Genomic DNA, 23,382 nt, shown 5'->3' with positions numbered 1-23,382 from the left:
GCGCCACAACCTAGAAATCTTCATATTTCTGATCTATGCAGCCTCAGACCCTTTTTGCTTATGAGTCCGTCGGTTGCCACAGCGTTTTGTGCTTCCCAGCAAAAAAACTAGGCGATTGACAGATAAGTTGGGGTCAGAGGCTTGTCAACGCCATCAACCGTCGCAATCTGCGCTTTATAGTGAAGTCGGCGTTATTCTGAAGGGTTTACCCGTGAGAAAAGGGGAAAACCCTGATGACGCGAAGAGAAAGAGAAAAGATGCTTTCAACGTTCAAAAAAACTCTCACCAGCTCCGTAGCTGCTCTTGCACTTGTTATTGGAATGGGAGTCGCTTCCGCGCAGGACCGTGGTCCAAATGATGTTGTTGCTAAAGTTGGCGACCGCGTAATTACTGAGGCAGATCTTGCATATGCTGCGCAGGACTATGCAGAACAGCTGCGCCAGCTGCCGCCAACCGAATGGCGCAAGGTGCTGACTGATGTGCTGGTTGAAATGAATGTTATGGCGGAAGCTGCTGAGAAAGCTGGCCTTGCAGAAGACGAAGATTTCAAACGCCTGATGAACTTCGAGCGCAACCGCGCTCTGCGTAACACCTACTTCCAGAAGAACATTCAGGACAGCGTAACTGACGGCGACGTAAAAGCTTACTACGACGAAAAGTTTGCTGACTATGTTGGTCCAGAAGAAATCTCTGCTCGCCACATCCTGCTTGAAAACGAGGAAGATGCGAAAGCTGTAATCGCTGAACTCGACAAGGGCGGTGACTTTGCAGAGCTGGCAAAAGAAAAGTCCACCGGTCCTTCCGGCCCTCAGGGCGGTGAACTGGGTTACTTCTCCAAAGGCCAGATGGTTCCAGAATTCGAAACCGCAGCCTTCGGCCTGAAAAAGGGCGAGTACACCAAAGAGCCTGTAAAGTCTCAGTTCGGTTACCACGTCATCTTGAAGGAAGACGAGCGCAAGCAGCCTGCACCTGAATTTGATCAGGTTAAAGACCAGATCAAGCAGGAACTGACTGTTGAGAAATTCCGTGAAGCACTTGAGAAACTCAAAGGTGAAACCAAGGTAGATTTGGTCGCGGTTGAAGATGCTGTTGAAGACAAAGCACCTGCTACGACAGATGAAAAAGCAAAAGACGCAAAATAAGTCGTCTTAAAGCCCGAATAAAAGGCTTGTCATCAAGGCTCTGGTTAGGCTAACGCCTGCTAGAGCCTTTTTGTTTTCCGCAGTCGGATGGGAGCCTTTGTATTATGTCTGCTGCTATTTCTCCGCTCGCCCCTAAAAGCTATCCTGCACTACCAGTGATCGACGGCGTTCGATTTGCAACCGCCTCCGCTGGCATCAAATACAAAGGCCGAACGGACGTTCTTTTAATGCTGACCGATGAAGGAACGCAGGTCGCAGGCGTGTTCACCAAGTCCAAGTGCCCGAGCGCACCTGTCGATTGGTGCCGTGCGAACCTTTCCGGCGGTTCTATGCGAGCGCTGCTTATCAACTCCGGCAATGCCAATGCCTTTACCGGCAAAAAGGGCAAGGCTGCTGTTGAGCTGACAGCGAAGATCGTTTCTGAAGCGACCGGCGTTGCTCAGTCTGAGATTTATCTGGCCTCCACCGGCGTGATCGGTGAACCGCTACCGGCCGAGCGCTTTGAAGGCGTGATGGCCGAGTTGATCGAGAAGGCCGATGGGGACGCATGGCAGGAAGCTGCCAAGGCCATCATGACCACCGATACCTATCCGAAGGTTGCCACTCGCACTGTCGAAATCGACGGTCAGAAAGTGGTGCTGAACGGTATTGCCAAAGGCGCGGGCATGATCGCGCCGGACATGGCGACCATGTTGGGCTTCTTATTCACGGATGCCAATATCTCCGCACCTGCACTGCAAGCACTTCTAAGTGACTGTGTGGGCGGTTCTTTCAACGCCATTACGGTTGATAGCGACACCTCCACATCTGACAGTGTCCTCCTTGCTGCGACCTGCAAAGCGGGCCACCTGCGCGTTGAAGATGCGCACGATGAACGTCTTGCTGATTTCCGTGCGGCACTTGCCGACATGATGCAGGATCTTGCACACCAGATCGTCAAGGACGGCGAGGGCGCAACCAAGTTCGTTGAGGTTCGTGTTGAAGGTGCAGCTGATGATGCTTCTGCAAAGCGTATCGGTTTGGCCATCGCCAACTCTCCGCTGGTGAAAACCGCAATTGCTGGTGAAGACGCAAACTGGGGCCGCGTTGTTATGGCCGTTGGTAAAGCGGGCGAGCCTGCTGACCGCGATCGTCTTGCGATCTGGTTTGGCGATATCCGTGTTGCTGTTGAAGGCGAACGCGATGCCGATTACAGCGAGGAAGCTGCTTCTGCTGTGATGCGCGAAGAAGAAATCCTCCTCAAAGTGGACATTGGACTTGGCTCTGGTTCCGCTTCCGTTTGGACCTGTGATTTGACAAAGGAATATGTGGCGATCAATGGCGATTACAGAAGCTGAAGATTTGTACGGCGCAAAGGACGTTGATTTTCCGTTGGTTTTCCGGTTGGAGCAGTCGAATGTGAACTGCTTCCCAGCCCTGATGAACCATCTGGACCGGACTTGGATTTCACGGCTTTATCCCGATAACCCGTCGCGCAGGATCAATTCGCTGAATTGTTATGATCCTGTCGACGGTGTGGATGCCGCCGAGCGTCTTGAGGCCGCGCAGCAACTTTTCCGCCGACACAATGTTCCGTTTCATGTGCGCTGGACGCCGCTTGTTCCTGCTGAACTTGATGAAGAGATGAACCTGCGCCGATGGGAACGCTACAGCGACTCATCGGTTCTGGAACGCACGATCTTTGCTCTGGGTGAAGCTGATTTGCCCGACGGTTACCGTATCGAGCGCAGTGACCTTTCCGTCTGGATGAAGCATTTCGAGGCCGTCGGCGGAACGGATATCTCGCGGGTTACGCCTGAGGCTCTTGCCAGCTTAAAGGGTAGTTTGGTCTGCGTTCCCCTTGAAAAGCTTTGCCTTTCTGTTCTGGATGCCGCTGGTAAACCTTGTGCGGTTTTGCTTGGCGTTCTGGATGGAGACTGTCTTGGCATCTTTGACGTTGCCACAGACCCAGCCGAGCGCCGTAAAGGTTTTGCCCACTCGCTCGTTGTTGAAGCGCAGCGTATGGGCGCAGAGGCCGGTGCTATTCGTGCTTGGTTACAGGTCGATGGAAAGAACGAGGCAGCAAAGCGACTCTACGGCGTTTTGGGCTACCGTGAAACCTATCGCTATCACTATTGTCGGCCACAAGTTTAACAGATCGGTCCTCCAACTAACGCTATGGTTTACAAAGAGTTTACGCTCTGATCGGTTTTGGGACAGGAAAAACTAATGAAAACTGTGATTGTTGCAGCCTGCGCTTTGATTGATGCAGACGGGCGAATTCTGCTGGCTCAACGGCCCGAAGGTAAATCTTTGGCGGGTTTCTGGGAGTTTCCCGGCGGAAAGGTGGAAAATGGCGAGACGCTGGAAGACACTTTGATCCGCGAACTGAGCGAGGAACTCGGAATTACGGTTAAAAAAGAGTGCCTTGCACCCCTCACTTTTGCGAGTCACGGTTACGAGGATTTTTATCTGCTGATGCCATTGTACGTTTGCAGACGTTGGACGGGAACTCCTGTCGGGGTCGAGGGCCAAGCTCTTAAATGGGTAAAGCCAGTACGGCTGCGTGATTACAAAATGCCACCGGCAGATGAGCCGCTTATCCCGCACCTTATGGAGCTAACTGCTTGAGGTGAAGGGAGCTTTCATCTGCGGTCAGAGGGGAAGCAGATGGTGCTCGGGCGTAAAACAGGCACATTGGATAAGGGTGGTTTTTCCATCGCACATATGAACCGCGATGAGCGCGGCTCCGTTGCTATGGAATACGCGATCATCGCTGGTTTGCTGTCTATTGCGATTATTATCAGCGTAACCGCGATTGGCACGACCTTGGAAAGCCAATACCAAGATATCGGCACTACCATGCAAGAGGCCTTGGGCGACTAGAGCTTTTTCTCTTTCGTTCCCAGCGCCTCTGCCAAACTTGTCTTTGCAGAGCCCGGTCTTAGTGGCTTTTGCTGGCTTTCATGGGGCGCCCAGCCGGATAACCAGATGAACGAGAATGTTGCTCTAATCCGGCCATCATCATCACTAAAATTCTCAGCGTAGTGTTTTGCAGCCTCCAGCAGCATTGTTTTGGAGGTAAGGGTCTTTTTGCGGTCGCTGAGCGGGTTCGCAGCGCCCATAGCCTGCAAGTCTCTCATCAAATCGAATAGCGTATCGTAGCGAACGGTAATGGTTTCGCTGTCTACAACCGGAAGCGCAAAGCCTGCCCGTTGTAAAAGAGCGCCCATGTCTCGCAGGTCAGCGAACGGAGCGACCCGCGGAGAAACGCCGCCGCTCAGCTTCATTTCTGCGGCGAGTAAACTATCTCTCAGTTCTTTCAGTGTACCGCTGCCGAATAGTCCAGCAAGAAACAAGCCGTCCGGTTTAAGGGCGCGGCGGATTTGAACAAGGCTACCGGGAAGATCGTCCAGCAGGTGAAGCTGCAGTGTGGAGACCAGCAGATCGATGCTTTGATCTGCAAAGGGAAGAGCACCATCGTCGCAAACAAGGTCCGGCGTTCCGCTGGCGTTGTCGGCTGCCAGAACATCGGCGCGGATCGTATTTGTTACCTTGCCACTTGCCTGCAGAACCTCCGTTACCAGCCCGCTATGACCGCCAAGGTCAACGCCTGTATCAAACTGGCGCGTTACCAGAGATAAGCGGTCAGCAACTTCCTCTGCTGCCACGCGCAGAAGAAAGTCGATCCCTTCTGCTTTGTTTTGCAAAGCCTTTTCCCTACGCTTTTTAAGCAGGGCGCGGTCGAAAATCCGGTTCGGTAACATAGTTTCCGTCATGCTGTTTTGCGGGACGCTTCTAGCCGTTGTGCTTGTTATGGTGTGGTTGTGCCCAAAGGTCAAAGCGTGATTGGTGCTACGCCTCTCACGCTAGACTATTCTATGAGTATGCCAAGGGAACGGGGGCGGCCATAGTCTTTTCAAGACACATCAGTGCACCGTTTCAATTGGCCCTGCGGTTTCTGGTGCCGCCCAGTTGCTGTGTGTGTGGGCGACTGGTTCAAGATGACTTTGGCCTGTGTGTCGGCTGCTGGTCTGAGCTTCCGGTGATTTCATCTAGGGGGATGTGTTCCTCTGGTTTTCCGCTTCCCATCGTGGAGGAAGGTGAAAACCGTGGAACGTTGGAAGGGCCTTTTGATCAGGTTCTGGCTGCGTGTTTGTTTGATGGTGTCGCGCGAACCTTGGCGCATCAACTCAAGTTCTTCGGGCGGCCTCACACAGCAAAAATAATGGCTCCCTTGATGGCAGGTCTGATCTCACAGCAGATGAAGCCGGAAACGGTCATTGTGCCTGTTCCGCTGCACCGCCTTCGCCTTTGGCAACGCAACTACAATCAGGCGGCGGAGTTGGCGCGGGCTATTGCGTTAAGATGTGCCCTGCCGCTTGAGGCGCAAGCGTTGCTGCGCACACGGCGGACCAAACCCCAGCTTGGCCTCAGCCGGCAAAGCCGACTGCAAAACCTGAATTCTGCTTTCGCAATAGCGCCAGATAAAACCACAGCATTTGTCGAAAAGAAGGTCATCCTCGTGGATGATGTTTTTACAACGGGCGCAACGGCCCATGCCTGCGCCGAGGTGCTGAAGGAGGCAGGAGCGGCTGAGGTGAGGGTACTTGTGTTTGCTATAGCCGAAAAGCATAGCTGGGATGCGCAAGAGTTTGTTTGACTTGGCAACTTCTGATCGGCACAACTCTGTCTAGAGGTCCACCTCTTGAGATTTCGGGGGCACTTGCCATATAAGCTTCCATCGAGTTTCGGGCAGTTTGGCTTCCATTTCGCACCAACTCACTGTGCATTGAAAGGATACGACTATGGCTGATGTAGTTCTCTACACGCGTGATTTTTGCGGCTATTGCTCCCGCGCGAAAGGTCTTCTTGAGAAAAAGGGCGTAGCTTATACCGAGTATAACGCCAGCACTGAACCATCCTACCGCGATGAGATGATCAAGAAGGCAGGTGGTAAATCCACTTTCCCGCAGATCTTCATCGGTAGCGAGCATGTGGGCGGCTGTGACGACCTTTATGCGCTTGAGCGTCGCGGCGCACTGGATGTTCTGCTGGCTGGTTAATCTGCAGCCTCGAAGAGCTTTTTTGCTTTTCGGGTAAGCGATTGCGCAAGGGCATTGATATCGAGCGCTCTGGGAACCGGCGTGGAACCTGCAGCGCTTTCTATCTGGTTTAAATTTCGGGAGTGGGCCAATGACAGTTTTCAAAGCAGCATGTGTGCAGATGCGATCTGGTTGTGATCCTGTCGTCAACTGGGCGAACTGTGAGGCATTGGTCCGCGAGGCTGCAAGCCAAGGCGCGCATTATGTGCAGACCCCTGAAATGAGCAACATATTGGCACGCAGCAAGGCAGACCAGATTGCTGCGTGTTTTGATCAGGACAAAGACCCGTTTCTAGCCAAAGCGCGGGCTTTGGCCAAAGAGCTTAAGATCTGGCTTCATTTGGGTTCGATAGCGGTGCGCGGTGAGGGTGAAAAGCTTGCCAATCGCGGGTTTTTGATCGGTCCTGATGGCGAGATCGCAGCGAGCTATGACAAGATCCATATGTTCGATGTGGATTTGCCGAACGGTGAAAGCTGGCGCGAAAGCGAGACCTACCAGCCGGGCAGTGTTTCTCCTGTCGTGGAAACGGAGCTTGGAGCATTCGGTCTGGCGATATGCTATGATGTTCGCCAACCTGCTTTATTCCGCCAGCAATCGAGGGCGGGGGCGCAGGTCATTACCGCTCCGGCGGCGTTTACGCGTCAGACCGGACAGGCGCACTGGCATGTATTGCAACGCAGCCGCGCTATTGAAAACGGCGCTTATATGATTTCGGCTGCGCAAGGCGGTCGCCATGAAGATGGCCGCGAAACCTATGGACATAGTATTGTGGTTGATCCTTGGGGCAAGGTAATTGCCGAGCTTGACCACGACGAGCCGGGTGTGCTTTTAGCGCAAATTGACAGTGAAGCAGTGAAAGCGGCGCGTTCGCGTATTCCTGCCATTGTCAATGAACGCGAGTTTCAAGTGAAAACAGTGGCCGCGACGTCTGCGGTGGAGACCGGAATTTGATCAACTACGCCCTTGTCTGCTCGAATGGCCATGAGTTTGATGGCTGGTTTCGTAATTCGGCAGACTTTGATCGACAACATGAAATGGGCCTTGTTGCCTGCCCGATTTGCAACGACGCTGGCGTTAAAAAACGGCTGATGGCGCCGAACGTTTCAACCTCGCGCAATAAGCTAAAGGCGCAGGCAGAGGCACAGCGCAACGCGCAAGCTGCTACCGCCGCGCCGCAAAAGGTCGAGGATGGGAAGAAGGAAAGCGCAGCTCCGACAGCCGTTGCCGTGAGCGCTCCAGATCCGATGCCTGTTTCCAACGAAGTCAAGGAAAAGGCCCATCAGCTTGTTGAGGCGCTGCGAGAGTTTCGCAAGCAGGTTACCGCCAACTCTGAGGATGTTGGTTCCAACTTTGCCGAGGAAGCACGAAAGATGCATTACGGCGAAAAGGAAAAGCGCGGCATCTATGGTCAGACAAGTGTGGACGATGCCAAGGAGCTGCTGGAGGAAGGTATTGAGGTGATGCCTCTACCTGTTTTGCCGGAAGACCGGAACTAGGGAACTCTGATCCCAAATATGATGAAGCCCGCACCGGTTCGATGCGGGCTTTTTTGTTTTGTAGACAGTTTAAGCCTACTTGCTCAAGGCGCCTTTGCTGTCGGTGCGCTTGCTGGCTTTGCAGCAGCGCTAGCAGGTTTAGTGGCAGCATTGGCTGGCTTGGCAGAGGCTTTGGCCGCTTGTTGCGGAATAGCCTGCGCTTTGGGCTGGGCCGCAGCAGGGCGTGTCGCTGCTGGACGTGTCGCTCTAGCAGCCGGTTTTTTGGGTGCCGCTGCTGCGCTTTTGGTTTTTGCTGGGGCCGGTTTCGTGCTTTTAGACGTTGCTGCTGATGCGGCCGGTTTGGCAGAGGCAGCCTTGGCACTTGCCGGTTTGGCTTTTGCTGGCTTTCTGCTTTGGGCTTTGGCAGCTGCAGGCTTGCTTGAAGCGGTTTTTTTAACTGAGCGGCGGCGCGGCGGCGCCTCCGATGTTGCGGCGCTTTCTGCAAACGCTTTCAGCTCATCAATGGCGTTCATTGCTGTTGCCGTCGCTTTTTTCGACTTCTCAACGCTGCCATCCATGCTCTTGGAGAGCGCTTCAAACTGCTTGATGTTGTGGTGTTGCACCTGCTCGGTAGCGGTCTGCACATAATCGCTAGCGATGCGAGCCATTTCCACGGCGGTTGGGCAGTCCCACATGTCTCTGGCAAAACGCGCGTTCTCTTCCATACGCTGATGGAAAAACTGCATGCTGCTGTCGATCAGGTTCTGGCCGTAGGAAAGCATGGTGGTGTGCAGATCAACCATCTGATCCAGTGAGTCACTTTCCATCCGGTCGATATTTTGAGCCAAGAACCAGTCTTGCCATGGCATGGAGCTGGCCATCTTGCTCCAGCTTTCCGTCATAGCTTTCATGCTGTCTTTCATCGCTATCCCTCTGCTCTCGCGATGGAGGAGCCATTTTGATGCGTGATGGCGCCTCGCAGGTGCACAAGTATTCCGCTCTCTTATATGCGGGTGCGAAGAGTTACGGATATTCTGATATCTAGGGGATATACGTAGATTGTGGCGACGGCAGGGACTGCGTTTTTCTAGCCTCTAAGCCACTTCACCATCGCTGTTGTGACAGCTTCCGGCGCTTCCAGAGAGGAGATGTGGCCGCAGTCTTTTACCAGTTCCAGCGTGCTGTTGCTGATGGCCGCGTGGATTTCCTGCGCGCATTCTGGCGGCGTGATCTGGTCAAGCTCACCAACCAGAACCAACGTGGGACAGGTGATCGCGGAAAGGTGCGGACGTTGGTCGATGCGGTGCATGACAGCCTGATGCTGCGCGATAAACGTCTGGGGCCCAACGTCCTCTGCCATATCAATAACGGTTTGCTTCAGGTCTTCATTGTCGGCGTTTGACGGTGCAACACTCATCGGAAACCGCGATACTGTGAGTTTGGAATAACCACCTTTTTCGGCAATACGGATTTGCTGAAGGCGTTGCTCTGTAGCCTCCGGCGTATCGGCTCGGGCATTGGTGCTTAAAAGCGCAAGGCGGCTCACACGCTCTGGTGCGATCCGCATCACCTCCATGGCGATGTAGCCACCCATGGACAAGCCAGCCAGAGCAAAGCGTTCTGGAGCAGTTTCCAGCAGGCGCTCGGCCATCTGGGTTATGCCCAGTTGTTCACAGGTATTTGCAATCTGGAGTGGGTGATCACAAAGCGCGGCGATTTGCGGCACAAACAGTTCGTATGTGCAGGCAAGCCCCGGTACCAGCACCAGAGGTTCGTAATGTCTGGCCATGCATCCTCCCCATGGACTTGCGTCCTGCTATGGCAAATTGCGGTGCCGCCCTTAAGCAGGGCGGCGAGCGATAATCATGTAGTTTACATCGAGATCGCGAGAGCGGGACCAGCGGTCCAGAAGCGGGTTGTAGCTGACGCCACAATCTTCATAGACTTCCATTCCGGCCTTCTCGATTGGCTCGCGCAGTTCGTCTGGTGTCACGAATTTGTTGTAGTCGTGGGTGCCTTTTGGCAGCCAGCGAAGAACGTATTCAGCCCCAACGATGGCAAGTGTGTAGGCTTTGAGTGTGCGGTTCAAAGTTGCCACAAACATCAGGCCGCCCGGCTTGACCATCGATGCGGTTGTTTCCATGAAAAGGGGAACATCAGCAACGTGTTCGACCACTTCCATGTTGAGAACAATATCGAATTTCTCACCAGCTGCCGCAAGTTCTTCTGCTGTCTGGCACCGGTAGTCGATATCCAGCCCGCTTTGCTCTGCGTGTATTTTGGCAACGTTGATGTTTACTGGAGAAGGGTCCGCGCCAACCATGGTCGCGCCCATGCGTGCCATCGGCTCGCTCAGTAGGCCGCCGCCACAACCAATGTCGAGAATGCGCAAGCCCTCAAGAGCTTTCGGTGAGCGCTCATCAAGGCCGAAGTGTGCTGCTGCGTATTCCTTGATGTAGGCAATGCGGACCGGACTGAACTTGTGAAGCGGTCTGAACTTTCCCGTCGGGTCCCACCATTCGGCTGCCATAGCGGAAAAGCGTGCGACCTCTTCTTGATCCACGGTGCGGTTGCCTGTGTTTTCCGTGTTATCCACGTGGCTCATAGATCAACTCCCTGATTATTGTGTCCACTGGTCGGTCTTCCTGCGGTTTTTGTCAAGCCACTGGTTGCGATGAAGGTTTCAGGACTGTATGCAGGAGGCCGGTTGTGACCTAGATACGTCACTAGGCCCTCGGAGGATTTAAGGAAGAGATGGCCCGTTTGGTTATGAAATTCGGCGGCACCTCCGTCGCCGATCTTGAGCGCATCCGCAATGTAGCGCGGCATGTGAAAAGAGAAGTAGAAGCTGGTAACCAGGTTGCCGTTGTTGTTTCGGCTATGGCCGGTGTAACGAACACGTTGGTGGGTTACACAAAAGAAGCTTCAGCGATCCACGATGCGCGTGAGTATGACGCCGTCGTTGCTTCTGGTGAACAGGTCACCTCAGGCTTGCTGGCAATTGTATTGCAGAACATGGGCGTTGACGCTCGTTCTTGGCAGGGCTGGCAGATTCCAATTCACACAAACGAGGCACACGGTGCCGCCCGCATTGCGCGCATTGAAGGGGAAACCCTGATCCAGCGCCTTGAAATGGGGCAGGTTGCTGTTGTGGCTGGTTTCCAGGGTCTTGCCCCTGATAACCGTATTGCAACATTGGGCCGCGGTGGTTCTGACACCAGTGCGGTTGCGATTGCTGCGGCGATCAAGGCTGACCGCTGTGATATCTATACAGACGTGGACGGCGTTTATACGACCGACCCACGCATTGTACCTAAAGCCAAGCGCCTGAACCGCGTTGCCTTTGAAGAGATGCTGGAAATGGCATCACTCGGTGCGAAGGTTCTGCAGGTGCGCTCTGTCGAGATGGCAATGGTGCACGGCGTACGTACCTTTGTACGTTCAAGCTTCGATGATCCGGATGCGCCACAGGTTGGTGATGGCGGCCTGCCTCCGGGGACTCTTATTTGCGACGAGGACGAAATTTTGGAACAGCAAGTCGTCACAGGGATCGCCTTCTCCAAGGATGAAGCCCAGATCTCTATCCGCAACGTAGCGGACAAGCCGGGTGTTGCGAGCAACGTGTTCGGCCCCCTGGCTGAAGCAAACATCAACGTGGATATGATCGTCCAGAACATCTCTCCGGACGGCAAAACCACCGACATCACCTTCACTGTTCCTGAAACAGATTACGAGCGCGCACGCGCTGTTATCGAAGCGAACCGTGATGAAATCGGCTTCGAAAACCTTGAGGGCGCAACGGATGTTGTGAAGGTTTCCGTTATTGGTATGGGTATGCGTTCGCATGCTGGTGTTGCTGCTGACTGCTTCCGTGGTCTTGCAGAAAAAAGCATCAACATTCGCGCAATCACCACCTCCGAGATCAAAATCTCGGTGCTGATTGATTCTGCCTATACCGAGCTTGCAGTGCGAACACTACATTCGCTATACGGTCTTGACGGGTAACGTCAGCGAGAGTCGACAATCATACGTGCCTCGGCATACACTTATGCCGAGGTCAACGGCATCTGCATATTAGGCAGCTGCAACAAATAATAACAGGTAGGGCGGGCATGCGCAGCAGCTTAGCCGGACCGCGTGTTCTTCTGCGTCGCCTCCGTGAGGTGATGGCAGAACCCATTAACGCGCAGGAACGGCTCGACAAAATTGTTCAGCTGATTGCAGCCAACGTTGTGGCTGAGGTTTGCTCTGTCTACATTTTGCGGGCAGACGGGGTTCTTGAGCTCTACGCCACAATTGGCTTGAATAAGAACGCTGTACACAAGACAGCCCTTCGCGTTGGAGAGGGTCTTGTTGGTCTCATCGCATCCGATGCAAGGCCGCTTAATCTACCCAATGCACAAGCACACCCAGCCTTTGCCTACCGGCCAGAGACTGGCGAAGACAGCTACAACTCTTTCCTTGGTGTTCCGATTTTGCGGGCAGGGCGTACTCTTGGTGTGCTCGTCGTGCAGAACATGTCTCACCGCACCTATTTCGAAGATGAAGTAGAGGCACTGCAAACCACGGCAATGGTTATTGCTGAAATGGTTGCGGCAGGTGAGCTGGAAGCCATTGCCCAGCAGGGCACAACAATTGACCTTGCACGGCCAATGCATCTGAAAGGTGTTTCCCTTGCTGAAGGGATCGGTCTTGGTCATGTGGTTCTTCACGAGCCACGCGTTGTAATTACCAATCTTATTGCCGAGGATGTTGAGCGGGAAGGCGAGCGTCTTGACGATGCTATTTTGCGCCTGCGTGAATCCCTCGACAACATGCTATCCAATGGCGATTTCTCTCAGCATGGTGAGCACCGCGAGGTTCTAGAAGCCTACCGCATGTTCGCTTATGACCGTGGCTGGGTTCGCAAGATTGAAGAAGCCATTCAGAACGGTTTGACAGCGGAAGCGGCTGTCGAGAAAGTTCAAAGTGATACCCGCGCAAAGATGTTGCGCCAGACTGACCCTTACTTGCGTGAGCGCCTGCATGATCTGGATGATCTTGCACACCGGCTGATCCGCGAGTTGATGGGCCATGCTGCTGGCCCTGAGGCGGACGATCTGCCGAAGGACGCAATTATCGTTGCCCGTAACATGGGCGCTGCAGAGCTGCTGGATTATGACCGCGAACGTATTCGTGGCCTTGTTCTGGAAGAATGCGGTCCAACCAGCCATGTCACCATTGTTGCGCGTGCCTTGGGCATCCCAACTGTTGGGCAGGTTGAAGATATCGTTTCCTTGGTTGAATCCAGAGATGCGATCATCATCGACGGCGAAGTGGGGCAGGTGTTCCTGCGTCCTGCTGCTGATGTCGAGCAAGCGTTTGCCGAAAAGGTTCGCTTCCGTGCTCGCCGTCAGGAACAGTATCGCCAGCTTCGTGATGTGCCGTCGGTTACATCTGATGGAACCGATATCGCAATTCAGCTGAATGCAGGCCTGCTTGTAGACCTTCCAAGCTTGATTGATACGGGTGCGGCCGGTGTCGGTCTGTTCCGTACCGAGCTGCAGTTCATGGTGGCTTCGAGCTTCCCACGAATGACGGAACAGCAGGCGTTCTACAGCAAGGTTCTGGATGCTGCCGGTGAACGTCCGGTTACATTCCGCTCGCTGGATATCGGCGGTGACAAGATCCTTCCTTATATGCGTCATGCGCAGGAAGAAAACCCGGCTATGGGCTGGCGCGCAATCCGTTTCGGTCTTGACCGTCCGGGCCTGCTGCGTACCCAGATCCGCGCCATGTTGCATGCTGCCGCTGGTCGCCAGTTGAAGCTTATGTTCCCGATGGTCGCTGAGGTGGAAGAATTCCGCCGTGCTAAAGACTATGTGGAACGCGAGCTGAAGCACCTGAAGCAGCATGGCCATCCTGCGCCAAGCGATCTCCGTCTTGGCGTTATGGTCGAGGTTCCAAGCTTGCTTTGGCAGCTTGAAGAGCTCTATCAGGAAGTCGACTTCGTTTCGGTCGGTTCCAACGATCTCTATCAGTTCTTCAACGCAGCTGACCGTGGTAACGCGCTTGTTGCTGATCGTTTTGATCCGCTTAGCTCCGGCTTCCTTCGTGCTTTGCGCCACATTGCGCAAACCGGTGCGAACATGGATGTGCCGGTTACGCTTTGCGGCGAGTTGGCCGGTTCTCCGCTTTCTGCCATGGCTTTGCTTGGTATTGGCTACCGCAGTTTGTCGATGTCACCATCGTCGATTGGTCCGGTAAAGACCATGCTGTTGAAGCTTGATTTGAAGAAGCTGGAAGAGAAGCTGTTGCCAGCGCTGGAGCCGGGTAAGGCAAGCGAGAATATTCGCGAGCTTTTGACGGATTTTGCCAGCGAATACGAGCTTCCTGTATAACTTTGGCGATGCTCCCTTATGAGGACCGGATGACCGGTCCTCTTGCTTTAGGTCGAGATCTGCCGTTTTCACGTTGAGGAGTGACGCGAACATGCTCGCGCCAGAAAAACTACATTCCCTGCTTTCTCGCTTTGATCAGATTGAAGCGGAGCTGGCATCCGGCCCGGAGCCGACCGTCTTTGTAAAGCTCTCTCGCGATTACGCAGAGCTTGAGCCGATTGTGCGCTCTATTCGCGAATTGCAGAAAGCTGAAGCCGAGCTAGCCGATACCGAAGCAATGCTGAACGACCGCGATACCGATGCCGAAATGCGCGAGCTGGCGCAAATGGAGCGCGGCGAACTGGTTGAGAAGGTTGAGGAGCTAACACAGGCTGTTCGCATTGGCTTGCTGCCACGCGATAAAGCTGACTCCCACGACGTTATTCTTGAAGTGCGCGCCGGCACCGGCGGCGACGAAGCGGCTCTGTTTGCTGGTGACCTCTTCCGCATGTACCAGCGTTTTGCCGATAACAGTGGCTGGAAGGTGGAAGTGCTCTCCGCCAGTGAAGGCGAAATGGGTGGCTTCAAAGAAATCACCGCGGCTGTTACCGGTCAGGAAGTTTTCTCCAAGCTGAAGTTTGAGTCTGGTGTACACCGCGTGCAGCGCGTTCCTGAAACGGAATCCGGCGGACGTATCCATACCTCAGCTGCCACAGTTGCAGTGCTGCCGCAGGCTGAAGAAGTGGACGTCGATATTAATCCGTCTGATCTTCGTATCGATACCTTCCGCGCATCTGGCGCAGGTGGTCAGCACGTTAACACCACAGACTCCGCGGTTCGTATTACGCATATGCCGACCGGTATCGTTGTTGCCGTGCAGGACGAGCGCTCTCAGCACAAGAACAAAGACCGCGCAATGAAGTTGCTGCGCGCAAAGATCTTTGAGGTTGAGCGCGAACGTGCCGCTAACGAACGTACCGAAGCACGCCGCCTTCAGGTAGGCAGTGGTGATCGCTCTGAACGTATCCGCACCTACAACTTCCCGCAGGGCCGTGTAACCGATCACCGTATTGGTTTGACCCTTTATAAGCTCGACCAGATTATCTCTGGCGAAGCGACCGGCGAAGTGATTGACGCGCTCATTATGGACCATCAGGCAAACCTGCTGGCCGCAGAAGGTCTGTAAGCGTCGTGGTCGTGAAGCCGCAAACACTGGAAGCGCTATATCGCAGTGTGCGAGCTGCTTTTAGAGAAGCTGGCTTTGCCGAAGCAGAACTAGATGCGCGGGTGCTTGTTGCCCGCGCTGCTGGTTTAGAGCCTAAAGAGCTGGTGCTAAACTACGATCGCATTGCCGATGAGGTGATTGCCGAGCTTGTTGCAAACTACCGTGAAGAGCGTCTGTCCGGTAAGCCAGTTGGCCGCATTCTCGGTACACGGCAGTTCTGGGGGCTGGAGTTTGCCTTGAACGAGGCAACCCTTGAGCCGCGCCCCGATACCGAAGTGCTTATAGAGACAGCGCTTGCCTATTGTGAGCAAAGCCATGGCATCGAGTATCCTTGGGTCTTTGCTGATATCGGCACGGGAACGGGTGCGATTGCCATCGCTCTTTTATCCGAGTTGCCAAAGGCAATTTGTGTGGCTGTCGATATCTCCGAGCGGGCGCTAGAGGCTGCTAGAGAGAACGCCAGACAGAATGGCGTATCGGACCGGTTTCTTGCAGTTTGTGCTGATTATACGTCAGCCTTGTCAGGTAACCTCGACTTTCTGGTAAGCAACCCGCCATACATTCGTACATCTGTTGTTGAAGAGCTGGCACCAGAGGTGCGTAATCATGACCCAATCAAGGCGCTGGATGGCGGCGAAGATGGCTTGATTGCCTACCGTGAGTTGGTGGAGAGCTGTAAAAACCTGTTGAAACCACAGGGGTTCTTAACAATGGAAATCGGCTTTGATCAGGCCGCGGATCTGGCACAAATTGCTGAAAATAATGGAATTTCGGCTATTTCCTGTGTCAAGGATCTTAGCGGAAATGATCGGGTTGTCACAATTGTTTATCCATGAGTCCACGGCGGATGAGGAATTAAAAAAAAAGCCCTTGGAAATCTCGACGGAAGCAGCTAGGTTCTACTCACCGGCAAGCAGTACCGGCGACATGCTTTAGGGGGCGGTGCTCGTTTCAACAGAGCTTAACCGAGTATTAAGCGCCTTTGGTACGCAACTAGCGTCCTGGATGGCGACCTTACGTGTCGCGGACTTGGTATCAGTCATCACTATGGTGCAGATATCCGACAGTCGGCTTATCGAATTGTAAACACGATACTATCGGGCTTTTATGGTCCGATGTGCGGCCCTTTGTGGCTTTATCACATTACTGAGCAATTAACGGCATTTGGAAATCCAAGGGGAGACAAGTGCCCTGTGGAAGGTCAGTTTCGGCTGATCGCCGTTCTGGAAAGTCAACGGCAGAATGAGACCAAGTAATCAAAACAAAAACCGTATGCGGGGACGTGGCCGTAAAGGACCTAACCCTCTTACGAGGACTTATGAGTCCAACGGACCTGACGTAAAAATTCGCGGCACTGCGCAGCATATTGCTGAAAAGTACCAGCAGCTTGCTCGTGATGCTCAGGTTTCTGGCGACCGCGTAATGTCTGAAAACTATAATCAGCATGCGGAACACTATCTGAGAATTATTGCGGCAGCGCAGCCTCAGGTTCGTGACGTAGCTAGCAGTTCTGTGTCGCATCGCGCAGAGGACGATCTTGACGACGGGCAGGAGGAAAATGCCAGCGTTGAGGACGTGTCTGCACCGGATGCCGAACAGCCAGTTATTGGCCTTGATGACCCGCAACCGTTTATCGACGAAATGCCTGGTGTTGCCAAGGATGAGGATCTGACGCCGATTTCTGAAGTCACTGCTGACGTGAGCGAAGGTGCAAAGGAAGCTGCATCTAAAGCTGATGAAGATGGTGACGGAGACGACGATAAGCCTCGCCGCCGCGCTCGCGGTACTCGTGGTCGTGGTTTGCGTCGTACAGCTTCTGCGCCTGTATCTGCACTTCCTGATCAGGAAGAAGCTGGTGCGGAAGAAGCTAAGTCTGAAGGCGATGGTTCTGACGACAAGGATGCAAAGCCTCGCACCCGTCGTACACCTCGCGCACGTACACCTCGCGTTCGTACACCGCGCACCAGAACCAGCCGCGCTAAGGGTGGTGACGGTGAAGGTGCCGAGCCTGCTTTGGAACCAGTCGGTTCTAACGAAGGCTAATCGCCAAGCGGAATTGAAAAGTTCAAGTGGCCCCGTAATGCTCGGGGCCATTTTTGTTTGGGCTTTTGATTGAGGTCGGCGAGAGCAGAAAAGCCTAAGCTACTTAGCGAATTGACGTGTGGCTCTCGGACAACGATGTTGGAGTGCTAGTGCGCTTCTATAACGTCACCAACATTCAGCGTTCCATCACTCAGCACCTCAAGGTAGATGCCCAGGTCCATATGGCCGTGGGTGTTATAGAGGTGATTGGTTATTTTGGTGTCGCGTTCTGCTGTTGCCGGATTTACGTCAACTGCTGCACAGCGTTTCGTCCGCTTGTGGAATCTGAAGTTGACATCGCCGCAACTGATTTTCTTATCGGCCCACTCCAGTTCTGCAAACGCAGGTAGCCCTTCAACGATTAAGTTGGCGCGGAAGCGTAATGGGTCTAGGTCCATACCCATTTCCTTGCCAACTGCCCGCACAGTTTCTGCATTTACCAGATGAACGCGCTTTGATGAGAGGTCCGAGAATGAATGACCTGCCGCGTGTAGAACCTTGGCCGGACCGCTCAGCTGGTCGCGCATGGTTTCGTCAAAGAATGCTTCGATAGCCTTGCAGCCCTCGTTCTTTGTGAGGTCGCCAGAACAAACCAGTTTCCCGTTTTCATAAAGTGATAGCGTGTGTGTTTCTGGATCAAAGGCACTTTGCAGCCTCGCCAGTTCCGCGAAACGTGCCAGCACTATAAATCGCATCTTGGAGATATGTGTTGGACTTGCCGGATCAAAGCCAGAAGGCCCGTTTTCGACCGCGTATTGCCTATCGAAGGGAAAGGTTTCGCCACACTCTAGGTCTACGGTGCGCCACGGGTGAGGGGAGAGACCTTTGACAGGAAAGGATGCGAGGGAAATAATTTTTGCGATGGCAGTCAAAACTTTTTCATCCAATTAAGGGTGCTGAAACCTAGTCGAAAAAAGAGAGCTGGAAAAACTTGCGCTCAGCCTCTTTTGACTTCAACTTTGAGCACTATATCAGGGGTGTAGAGGAATGTCCTCTGCTTCGGGTGCTCCGTTGAGGCTCGGAATTTCCATTGGCCAAACCATGCTTCGGGTGGTTGCGGCGAAAGGAGAACATTATGGATTTTGAGAAATACACTGAAAGAGCGCGAGGCTTTATTCAGTCAGCGCAGACCTATGCCCTCGGTCAGGGTCATCAGCAATTCACACCAGAACACATCCTGAAAGTCCTTCTTGATGACTCGGAAGGCTTTGCGGCTGGTCTTATCCAGCGCGCGGGTGGACGTGTTGCTGATATTCGTTTGAAGGTCGAGACCGATCTTGCCGCGATGCCTAAAGTGAGCGGCGGCAGCGGCCAGCTTTATCTGGCACCTGCGACTGCACGTTTATTCGAGCAGGCTCAGAAGATTGCCGAAAAAGCAGGCGACTCCTACGTGACAGTTGAGCGGCTTTTGCTCGCTCTTGCCATGGATAAGGACAGTAGCGCCGGAAAAGCCCTTTCCCAAGGTGGCGTAACGCCAAGTGGCCTGAATGAAGCCATCAACGCTTTGCGTCAGGGACGAACCGCCGATAGCGCATCTGCCGAAAACCAGTATGACGCTCTGAAGAAATTTGCCCGCGATCTCACACAGGATGCGCGAGACGGTAAGCTTGACCCTGTTATCGGACGTGACGATGAAATTCGCCGGACCATTCAGGTTCTGTCTCGCCGGACCAAGAACAACCCTGTTCTCATTGGTGAGCCGGGTGTTGGTAAAACCGCAATTGCGGAAGGCTTGGCGCTGCGCATCGTCAATGGTGATGTGCCGGAGTCTTTGAAGGACAAAAAGCTTCTTGCGCTCGACATGGGTGCGCTGATTGCGGGTGCAAAGTATCGCGGTGAGTTTGAAGAACGCTTGAAGGGCGTTCTTTCGGAAGTGCAGGCATCCAACGGCGGCATTGTTCTGTTTATCGATGAGATGCATACGCTCGTTGGTGCGGGTAAGTCGGATGGCGCTATGGATGCGTCCAACCTGCTTAAGCCAGCACTAGCTCGCGGCGAACTGCACTGCGTTGGTGCAACAACGCTGGACGAGTACCGAAAGCACGTTGAAAAAGACGCGGCTTTGGCTCGCCGTTTCCAGCCTGTTTTTGTTGGTGAGCCGACCGTAGAAGACACCATCTCCATCTTGCGCGGCATCAAAGAGAAGTACGAGTTGCACCACGGCGTTCGTATCTCTGACAGCGCGATTGTAGCAGCTGCCACTTTGTCTAACCGCTACATCACAGACCGGTTCTTGCCGGATAAGGCGATTGACCTTGTTGATGAAGCGGCCAGCCGCTTGCGCATGCAGGTGGATTCCAAGCCTGAAGAGCTGGACGAACTCGATCGCCGCATCATTCAGATGAAGATCGAGCGTGAAGCGCTAACCAAAGAAGATGACGAAGCGAGCAAGGACCGTTTAACGAAGCTTGAGAAAGAGCTGAGTGATCTGGAAGAGCGTTCCGCTGAGGTTACACAGCGCTGGCAGGCGGAAAAAGACAAGCTGAGCGGTGAGCAGAAGCTGAAAGAGCAGCTGGACGAAGCGCGGATCAGTCTTGAAAAAGCGCAGCGTGCCGGTGATCTGGCCAAAGCTGGTGAGCTTGCTTATGGCGTTATTCCAAATTTGGAAAAAGCGCTGGCAGACGTTGAGGCGAGCGAGAACAGCTCGGCGATGGTTAAAGAGACCGTCACGCCGGATGGTATTGCTCATGTGGTCTCGCGCTGGACAGGTATTCCAGTAGACAAGATGCTGGAAGGCGAGCGTGAAAAACTGCTGCGTATGGAAGATGAGCTTGCAAAGCGGGTTGTCGGTCAGGCAGAAGCTGTACACGCGGTCTCCACCGCTGTTCGGCGTGCTCGTGCCGGTCTTCAGGATCCTAACCGGCCGATTGGTTCGTTCATGTTCCTCGGCCCAACCGGTGTAGGTAAAACCGAGCTAACAAAAGCGCTGGCGTCTTATCTGTTCGACGATGAGCAGGCCATGGTCCGCATTGATATGTCGGAGTTCATGGAAAAGCACAGTGTTGCTCGTTTGATCGGCGCTCCTCCGGGCTATGTGGGTTATGAAGAAGGTGGTGTGCTGACCGAGGCTGTTCGCCGCCGTCCATATCAGGTTGTTCTGTTCGATGAGGTGGAAAAAGCGCACGGTGATGTGTTCAACGTTCTGCTTCAGGTATTGGACGATGGCCGTCTGACAGACGGGCAGGGCCGTACCGTGGACTTCCGCAACACGCTGATCATCATGACATCCAACCTCGGTGCCGAGTTCCTTGCTTCGCAGGGAGAGGGTGAAGAGGCTGAAGCTGTTCGTGGTCCGGTTATGGAAGCGGTGCGGGCTCACTTCCGCCCTGAGTTCCTCAACCGTCTGGACGAGATCATTCTGTTCCATCGCTTGCAGCGTTCGCAGATGGCAGCGATTGTCACAATCCAGCTCGCTCGTCTGCAGAAGCTGCTTGATGAGCGCAAGATCACGCTGGATCTGGATGAAAGTGCTTTGGGCTGGCTCTCGGAAAAAGGTTACGACCCTGCCTATGGCGCTCGTCCTCTAAAACGAGTGATCCAGAAACAGGTGCAGGACCCACTCGCAGAGATGCTGTTGTCCGGTACTTTGATGGACGGGCAGACTATCCACGTTTCGGCTGGAACGGATCGGTTGGTGTTTTCAGCACAAAATACTCAGGCCTGAGCCTAAGCTCCAATTCAAGACAAAAAGAAAGGGCCGATCACTCGGCCCTTTTTTACGTTCTGTGCTCCTTCGTTGAAGGAGGTTGTCTCTATATGTTGGATTATTTGGCCGCCGAAGCGATGAGCTTGCCGGAGATGCCGTCATCCATTAGGCGATCAATTCGGTCACGTTCCCGCTTGAAAGCAAGGAGCTGATCACCCTCAAGGGATTTGCCATCCGGTAGCTTTATCTTGAGCGGATCGACAAAGCGGTTGTTGATCTTCAGTTCGTAGTGGAGGTGGTTACCGGTAGAGAGGCCTGTTGTACCGACAAAGCCGATGACCTGCCCCTGACGCACTTCTACGCCTTTGGAGATGCCTTCGCCGAAGTTGACCATGTGGCTGTAGGTACTGACGTAACCATTGCCGTGAGAAATCTCAACGCGTTTACCATAGCCACCTGCCCAGCCCGCGCGGGAAACTGTGCCGTTACCAGCTGCCAGAATAGGAGTGCCGCGCGGTGCTGCCCAGTCAACAGCAGCGTGCATGCGACGCGTCTTACTAATAGGGTGGCGGCGCATGCCGAAGCCGGACGTAAAGCGACCTGCTGCAATTGGCTTGCGGAGCAAGAACTGCTGAGAGCTCTGGCCTTCCTCATTATAGAAGTCAGATAAGCCGTCGGGCGTTCTAAAACGATAGAAGCGGTATTCACGTCCGTTTACCTGAACAGAGGTGAACAGGATTTCGGAGTTACCGTTGCTGCCTTCCTCCGGCATGCCATAAAGAATGCTGAAGGTATCGCCCGGTCTTACGGTCGAGTTGTAATCAACATCAAACGAATAGATCTTGATGAGCTCGCCAATCAGCTGAGATGGGATCTCGTTCTCAAGAGCTGTTTGATAAATACTGTCAAAGTAGGACGGCGTCGGGCCGGTAAAGTTTACGCGGGTCGCTTCTGCAAAGGCATCTGCCACGATCTCGCTGGAAGGTTCTGCCGCTGCTACAAAGGTGCCGTCGTCAGATCGCGCGATGGTCGCTTTGTGGTGCTGGTTATCATAAAGACTGATGCGAACCAGCTCTCCGGTTTCATAATCAGACTTGCCAACGCCCAGTGAGAAGCGAAGGATCTGGCCTTCATGCACCTTCGAAATGCCGTAGGTTTCCTTGAAAATTTCAAGGATTTGGGTCGCCTCGGCTTCGTTGGCGTCAAAGTCGAGTAGGATATCCAGCAAAACGGCATCTTCGCCTACCGGCACGATACGTTCAGTGAACTGTGCTCGAATACGGCTGGTGCTGCTCTTTGGCTGGAAGGAAACGTTCTCTTCAGTGATCAGAACCTCAAGGCTGTTCGGGTCCTGTTCAGAAAGAGGCGTAAAGCGTAGTTGCTCCTGCTCGAAAGCGGATGGAATGGCGGCAATGTCTGTTTTGTTGTCGGTCATGAAGAGGGAGGCCTTCTTCACCTGATCGACAATGTCTTCGTCATTCATTTCCTTGAAGTCGGCGTAGCCTAGCGCTTCAATAGGAAAGTCCCTTTGGGAAATGGAAACTTCACCATCCACGTTCGCGCCGTAGATCGCGTCACTTGCCGTAATCAAGTTGGCGTTCTCGCCTTCATAGAGGCTAAGCGGATCGAATTTCGGAATAACTTGCGCGAACTGGTCGTTGCGCTGGGTGGCAAGGGATGCGCTGACAAGAGTGTAAGGACGCACGCGGACATAATCGCGCTGGCCTTCTCTTGTTACGGTCGAAACCGGGATCACCTGCTTTTTAGAAAACTGCTCGTTAAAAGGAGCGCGATCGCCTTTGCCGGACTTGGCGCCCAGAATGAGCGGGAACTCTTCTTTCTCAATGGCGGGTTTGGCCAAATCAACCGAATACTGCCCTTGAAGCGCAATCGTTAAGGCTCCGCCCATAAGCGCAATAGAAGTAACGCCGGTTAGCACGGTGCCTATGAGCCAACGTGCGTTAACCGCGCTTGGAGAATGAATGCGCGTATCCAAGCCTCCAACGACCAATGCCGGTTCGTTGCCGAGCTCAATACTATTGTTCCCCACATTGCGTGTATGAGCAGAGTGCATAATTTAAAAGTGCCCCACCTATCGCCACATATATATGGCTCACCTAGGATAATGCCAGAATATGCGCCGAACTTCACGTCTAAATGAGGCTGATGTTTGGCACTGTAGCGTGTTATGCAGACCTCCCCGCAATAATAAAGGGTATTCGTTTCTGTAGGGTGGGCTGGGTGGATAACTTGGTGGGTTTTCCCGCCTTTGTGAATTTCCTCGAATAAAAGTGAAAAGGTCCGTTGACACTAACCCTTCATATGCATATAACCGCCCTCACGCCAACGGGGCGGGCCACTGAGGCCG

General features: G+C 53.7%; 21 protein-coding genes. 15 read left to right on the top strand and 6 right to left on the bottom strand.

Annotated features, from left to right (window positions below; genetic code table 11):
• Positions 1 to 233: 233 nt before the first annotated feature.
• The 5 genes from E1162_RS13555 to E1162_RS13535 all read left to right on the top strand — a co-directional run bounded on the left by E1162_RS13555 (position 234) and on the right by E1162_RS13535 (position 4,007).
• The gene (locus E1162_RS13555) at positions 234 to 1,142 is read left to right on the top strand and encodes a peptidylprolyl isomerase (RefSeq protein ID WP_257098993.1); all 909 of its coding nucleotides are present in this window, start codon (positions 234 to 236) and stop codon (positions 1,140 to 1,142) included.
• A 104-nt stretch (positions 1,143 to 1,246) separates the two neighbouring features.
• On the top strand, positions 1,247 to 2,479 hold the full coding sequence (gene argJ, locus E1162_RS13550) for a bifunctional glutamate N-acetyltransferase/amino-acid acetyltransferase ArgJ (protein WP_155131989.1): 1,233 nt from the start codon (positions 1,247 to 1,249) through the stop codon (positions 2,477 to 2,479).
• The gene (locus E1162_RS13545; RefSeq protein WP_257098992.1) at positions 2,460 to 3,275 is read left to right on the top strand and encodes a GNAT family N-acetyltransferase; all 816 of its coding nucleotides are present in this window, start codon (positions 2,460 to 2,462) and stop codon (positions 3,273 to 3,275) included. The genes argJ and E1162_RS13545 overlap by 20 nt, the downstream gene beginning before the upstream one ends.
• 75 nt (positions 3,276 to 3,350) lie before the next feature.
• Entirely contained in the window at positions 3,351 to 3,752 is a 402-nt protein-coding gene (mutT, locus tag E1162_RS13540) for an 8-oxo-dGTP diphosphatase MutT (RefSeq protein ID WP_155131983.1), read from the top strand.
• A gap of 39 nt (positions 3,753 to 3,791) precedes the next feature.
• Complete coding sequence (locus E1162_RS13535) at positions 3,792 to 4,007, top strand: Flp family type IVb pilin (RefSeq protein ID WP_257098991.1); 216 nt, start codon at positions 3,792 to 3,794, stop codon at positions 4,005 to 4,007.
• Here E1162_RS13535 and E1162_RS13530 read toward each other — a convergent pair.
• Positions 4,004 to 4,900, bottom strand: a complete 897-nt coding sequence (locus E1162_RS13530; protein WP_257098990.1) for a methyltransferase domain-containing protein — start codon at positions 4,898 to 4,900, stop codon at positions 4,004 to 4,006. The genes E1162_RS13535 and E1162_RS13530 overlap by 4 nt on opposite strands.
• A 185-nt stretch (positions 4,901 to 5,085) precedes the next feature.
• Between E1162_RS13530 and E1162_RS13525 the strand changes: the two genes are divergently transcribed.
• The 4 genes from E1162_RS13525 to E1162_RS13510 all read left to right on the top strand — a co-directional run bounded on the left by E1162_RS13525 (position 5,086) and on the right by E1162_RS13510 (position 7,723).
• Complete coding sequence (locus E1162_RS13525; protein ID WP_371311964.1) at positions 5,086 to 5,784, top strand: ComF family protein; 699 nt, start codon at positions 5,086 to 5,088, stop codon at positions 5,782 to 5,784.
• A gap of 145 nt (positions 5,785 to 5,929) precedes the next feature.
• On the top strand, positions 5,930 to 6,187 hold the full coding sequence (gene grxC, locus E1162_RS13520) for a glutaredoxin 3 (protein ID WP_155131977.1): 258 nt from the start codon (positions 5,930 to 5,932) through the stop codon (positions 6,185 to 6,187).
• A gap of 130 nt (positions 6,188 to 6,317) precedes the next feature.
• Positions 6,318 to 7,178 (top strand): carbon-nitrogen hydrolase family protein, encoded by an 861-nt coding sequence (locus tag E1162_RS13515; RefSeq protein ID WP_155131974.1) that lies wholly within the window; start codon positions 6,318 to 6,320, stop codon positions 7,176 to 7,178.
• Positions 7,175 to 7,723 (top strand): DUF1178 family protein, encoded by a 549-nt coding sequence (locus tag E1162_RS13510; RefSeq protein ID WP_155131971.1) that lies wholly within the window; start codon positions 7,175 to 7,177, stop codon positions 7,721 to 7,723. The genes E1162_RS13515 and E1162_RS13510 overlap by 4 nt, the downstream gene beginning before the upstream one ends.
• Before the next feature lie 83 nt (positions 7,724 to 7,806).
• On the opposite strand, the gene E1162_RS13505 is transcribed toward E1162_RS13510, so the two are convergent.
• The 3 genes from E1162_RS13505 to ubiG form a co-directional block, all read right to left on the bottom strand.
• Positions 7,807 to 8,625, bottom strand: coding sequence for a phasin family protein (locus E1162_RS13505; protein WP_155131968.1), 819 nt, complete (start codon positions 8,623 to 8,625; stop codon positions 7,807 to 7,809).
• A 164-nt stretch (positions 8,626 to 8,789) separates the two neighbouring features.
• A complete protein-coding gene (locus tag E1162_RS13500) occupies positions 8,790 to 9,491 on the bottom strand; it encodes an alpha/beta fold hydrolase (RefSeq protein ID WP_155131965.1) in 702 nt (233 codons plus the stop codon).
• A gap of 51 nt (positions 9,492 to 9,542) precedes the next feature.
• Entirely contained in the window at positions 9,543 to 10,307 is a 765-nt protein-coding gene (gene ubiG / locus E1162_RS13495) for a bifunctional 2-polyprenyl-6-hydroxyphenol methylase/3-demethylubiquinol 3-O-methyltransferase UbiG (RefSeq protein WP_155131962.1), read from the bottom strand.
• Positions 10,308 to 10,456: 149 nt separating this feature from the next.
• Between ubiG and E1162_RS13490 the strand changes: the two genes are divergently transcribed.
• The 5 genes from E1162_RS13490 to E1162_RS13470 all read left to right on the top strand — a co-directional run bounded on the left by E1162_RS13490 (position 10,457) and on the right by E1162_RS13470 (position 17,329).
• Positions 10,457 to 11,707, top strand: coding sequence for an aspartate kinase (locus tag E1162_RS13490; RefSeq protein ID WP_155131959.1), 1,251 nt, complete (start codon positions 10,457 to 10,459; stop codon positions 11,705 to 11,707).
• 107 nt (positions 11,708 to 11,814) lie between these two features.
• The gene (gene ptsP / locus E1162_RS13485; RefSeq protein ID WP_155131956.1) at positions 11,815 to 14,082 is read left to right on the top strand and encodes a phosphoenolpyruvate--protein phosphotransferase; all 2,268 of its coding nucleotides are present in this window, start codon (positions 11,815 to 11,817) and stop codon (positions 14,080 to 14,082) included.
• 91 nt (positions 14,083 to 14,173) lie between these two features.
• On the top strand, positions 14,174 to 15,247 hold the full coding sequence (gene prfA / locus E1162_RS13480; RefSeq protein WP_155131954.1) for a peptide chain release factor 1: 1,074 nt from the start codon (positions 14,174 to 14,176) through the stop codon (positions 15,245 to 15,247).
• A gap of 11 nt (positions 15,248 to 15,258) precedes the next feature.
• Positions 15,259 to 16,122 (top strand): peptide chain release factor N(5)-glutamine methyltransferase, encoded by an 864-nt coding sequence (gene prmC / locus E1162_RS13475; RefSeq protein ID WP_371311939.1) that lies wholly within the window; start codon positions 15,259 to 15,261, stop codon positions 16,120 to 16,122.
• A 406-nt stretch (positions 16,123 to 16,528) separates the two neighbouring features.
• Positions 16,529 to 17,329: a DUF4167 domain-containing protein gene (locus tag E1162_RS13470; protein WP_257098988.1), complete on the top strand. Its 801-nt coding sequence runs from the start codon at positions 16,529 to 16,531 to the stop codon at positions 17,327 to 17,329.
• Between the two features lie 146 nt (positions 17,330 to 17,475).
• On the opposite strand, the gene E1162_RS13465 is transcribed toward E1162_RS13470, so the two are convergent.
• Entirely contained in the window at positions 17,476 to 18,240 is a 765-nt protein-coding gene (locus E1162_RS13465; RefSeq protein ID WP_257098987.1) for an MOSC domain-containing protein, read from the bottom strand.
• A 203-nt stretch (positions 18,241 to 18,443) separates the two neighbouring features.
• On the opposite strand from E1162_RS13465, the gene clpB reads away from it, so the two are divergent.
• Positions 18,444 to 21,032 carry an ATP-dependent chaperone ClpB gene (gene clpB / locus E1162_RS13460; RefSeq protein ID WP_155131949.1) on the top strand — a complete coding sequence of 863 codons (2,589 nt, stop codon included), beginning with the start codon at positions 18,444 to 18,446 and terminating at the stop codon, positions 21,030 to 21,032.
• A 100-nt stretch (positions 21,033 to 21,132) separates the two neighbouring features.
• On the opposite strand, the gene E1162_RS13455 is transcribed toward clpB, so the two are convergent.
• Positions 21,133 to 23,088 (bottom strand): M23 family metallopeptidase, encoded by a 1,956-nt coding sequence (locus tag E1162_RS13455; RefSeq protein WP_155131946.1) that lies wholly within the window; start codon positions 23,086 to 23,088, stop codon positions 21,133 to 21,135.
• Positions 23,089 to 23,382: the final 294 nt, after the last annotated feature.

It is taken from the genome of Pseudovibrio flavus (assembly GCF_009711345.1).
In the GTDB taxonomy this organism is placed as follows: Bacteria; Pseudomonadota; Alphaproteobacteria; order Rhizobiales; family Stappiaceae; genus Pseudovibrio; species Pseudovibrio flavus.
The sequence above is the reverse complement of the archived record's forward strand: the minus strand, read 5'-3'. Positions and strand labels throughout refer to the sequence as shown.

What these genes read in the sequence shown, in the direction of transcription:
- grxC (WP_155131977.1), top strand. Translation starts at nt 5,930, where the DNA reads ATGGCTGATGTAGTTCTCTACACGCGTGATTTTTGCGGCTATTGCTCC.
- E1162_RS13555 (WP_257098993.1), top strand. Translation starts at nt 234, where the DNA reads ATGACGCGAAGAGAAAGAGAAAAGATGCTTTCAACGTTCAAAAAAACT.
- E1162_RS13470 (WP_257098988.1), top strand. Translation starts at nt 16,529, where the DNA reads ATGAGACCAAGTAATCAAAACAAAAACCGTATGCGGGGACGTGGCCGT.
- argJ (WP_155131989.1), top strand. Translation starts at nt 1,247, where the DNA reads ATGTCTGCTGCTATTTCTCCGCTCGCCCCTAAAAGCTATCCTGCACTA.
- ubiG (WP_155131962.1), bottom strand. Translation starts at nt 10,307, where the DNA reads ATGAGCCACGTGGATAACACGGAAAACACAGGCAACCGCACCGTGGAT.
- E1162_RS13535 (WP_257098991.1), top strand. Translation starts at nt 3,792, where the DNA reads ATGGTGCTCGGGCGTAAAACAGGCACATTGGATAAGGGTGGTTTTTCC.
- E1162_RS13545 (WP_257098992.1), top strand. Translation starts at nt 2,460, where the DNA reads ATGGCGATTACAGAAGCTGAAGATTTGTACGGCGCAAAGGACGTTGAT.
- E1162_RS13530 (WP_257098990.1), bottom strand. Translation starts at nt 4,900, where the DNA reads ATGACGGAAACTATGTTACCGAACCGGATTTTCGACCGCGCCCTGCTT.
- E1162_RS13505 (WP_155131968.1), bottom strand. Translation starts at nt 8,625, where the DNA reads ATGAAAGACAGCATGAAAGCTATGACGGAAAGCTGGAGCAAGATGGCC.
- E1162_RS13455 (WP_155131946.1), bottom strand. Translation starts at nt 23,088, where the DNA reads ATGCACTCTGCTCATACACGCAATGTGGGGAACAATAGTATTGAGCTC.
- prfA (WP_155131954.1), top strand. Translation starts at nt 14,174, where the DNA reads ATGCTCGCGCCAGAAAAACTACATTCCCTGCTTTCTCGCTTTGATCAG.
- E1162_RS13490 (WP_155131959.1), top strand. Translation starts at nt 10,457, where the DNA reads ATGGCCCGTTTGGTTATGAAATTCGGCGGCACCTCCGTCGCCGATCTT.
- mutT (WP_155131983.1), top strand. Translation starts at nt 3,351, where the DNA reads ATGAAAACTGTGATTGTTGCAGCCTGCGCTTTGATTGATGCAGACGGG.
- clpB (WP_155131949.1), top strand. Translation starts at nt 18,444, where the DNA reads ATGGATTTTGAGAAATACACTGAAAGAGCGCGAGGCTTTATTCAGTCA.
- ptsP (WP_155131956.1), top strand. Translation starts at nt 11,815, where the DNA reads ATGCGCAGCAGCTTAGCCGGACCGCGTGTTCTTCTGCGTCGCCTCCGT.
- E1162_RS13515 (WP_155131974.1), top strand. Translation starts at nt 6,318, where the DNA reads ATGACAGTTTTCAAAGCAGCATGTGTGCAGATGCGATCTGGTTGTGAT.
- E1162_RS13500 (WP_155131965.1), bottom strand. Translation starts at nt 9,491, where the DNA reads ATGGCCAGACATTACGAACCTCTGGTGCTGGTACCGGGGCTTGCCTGC.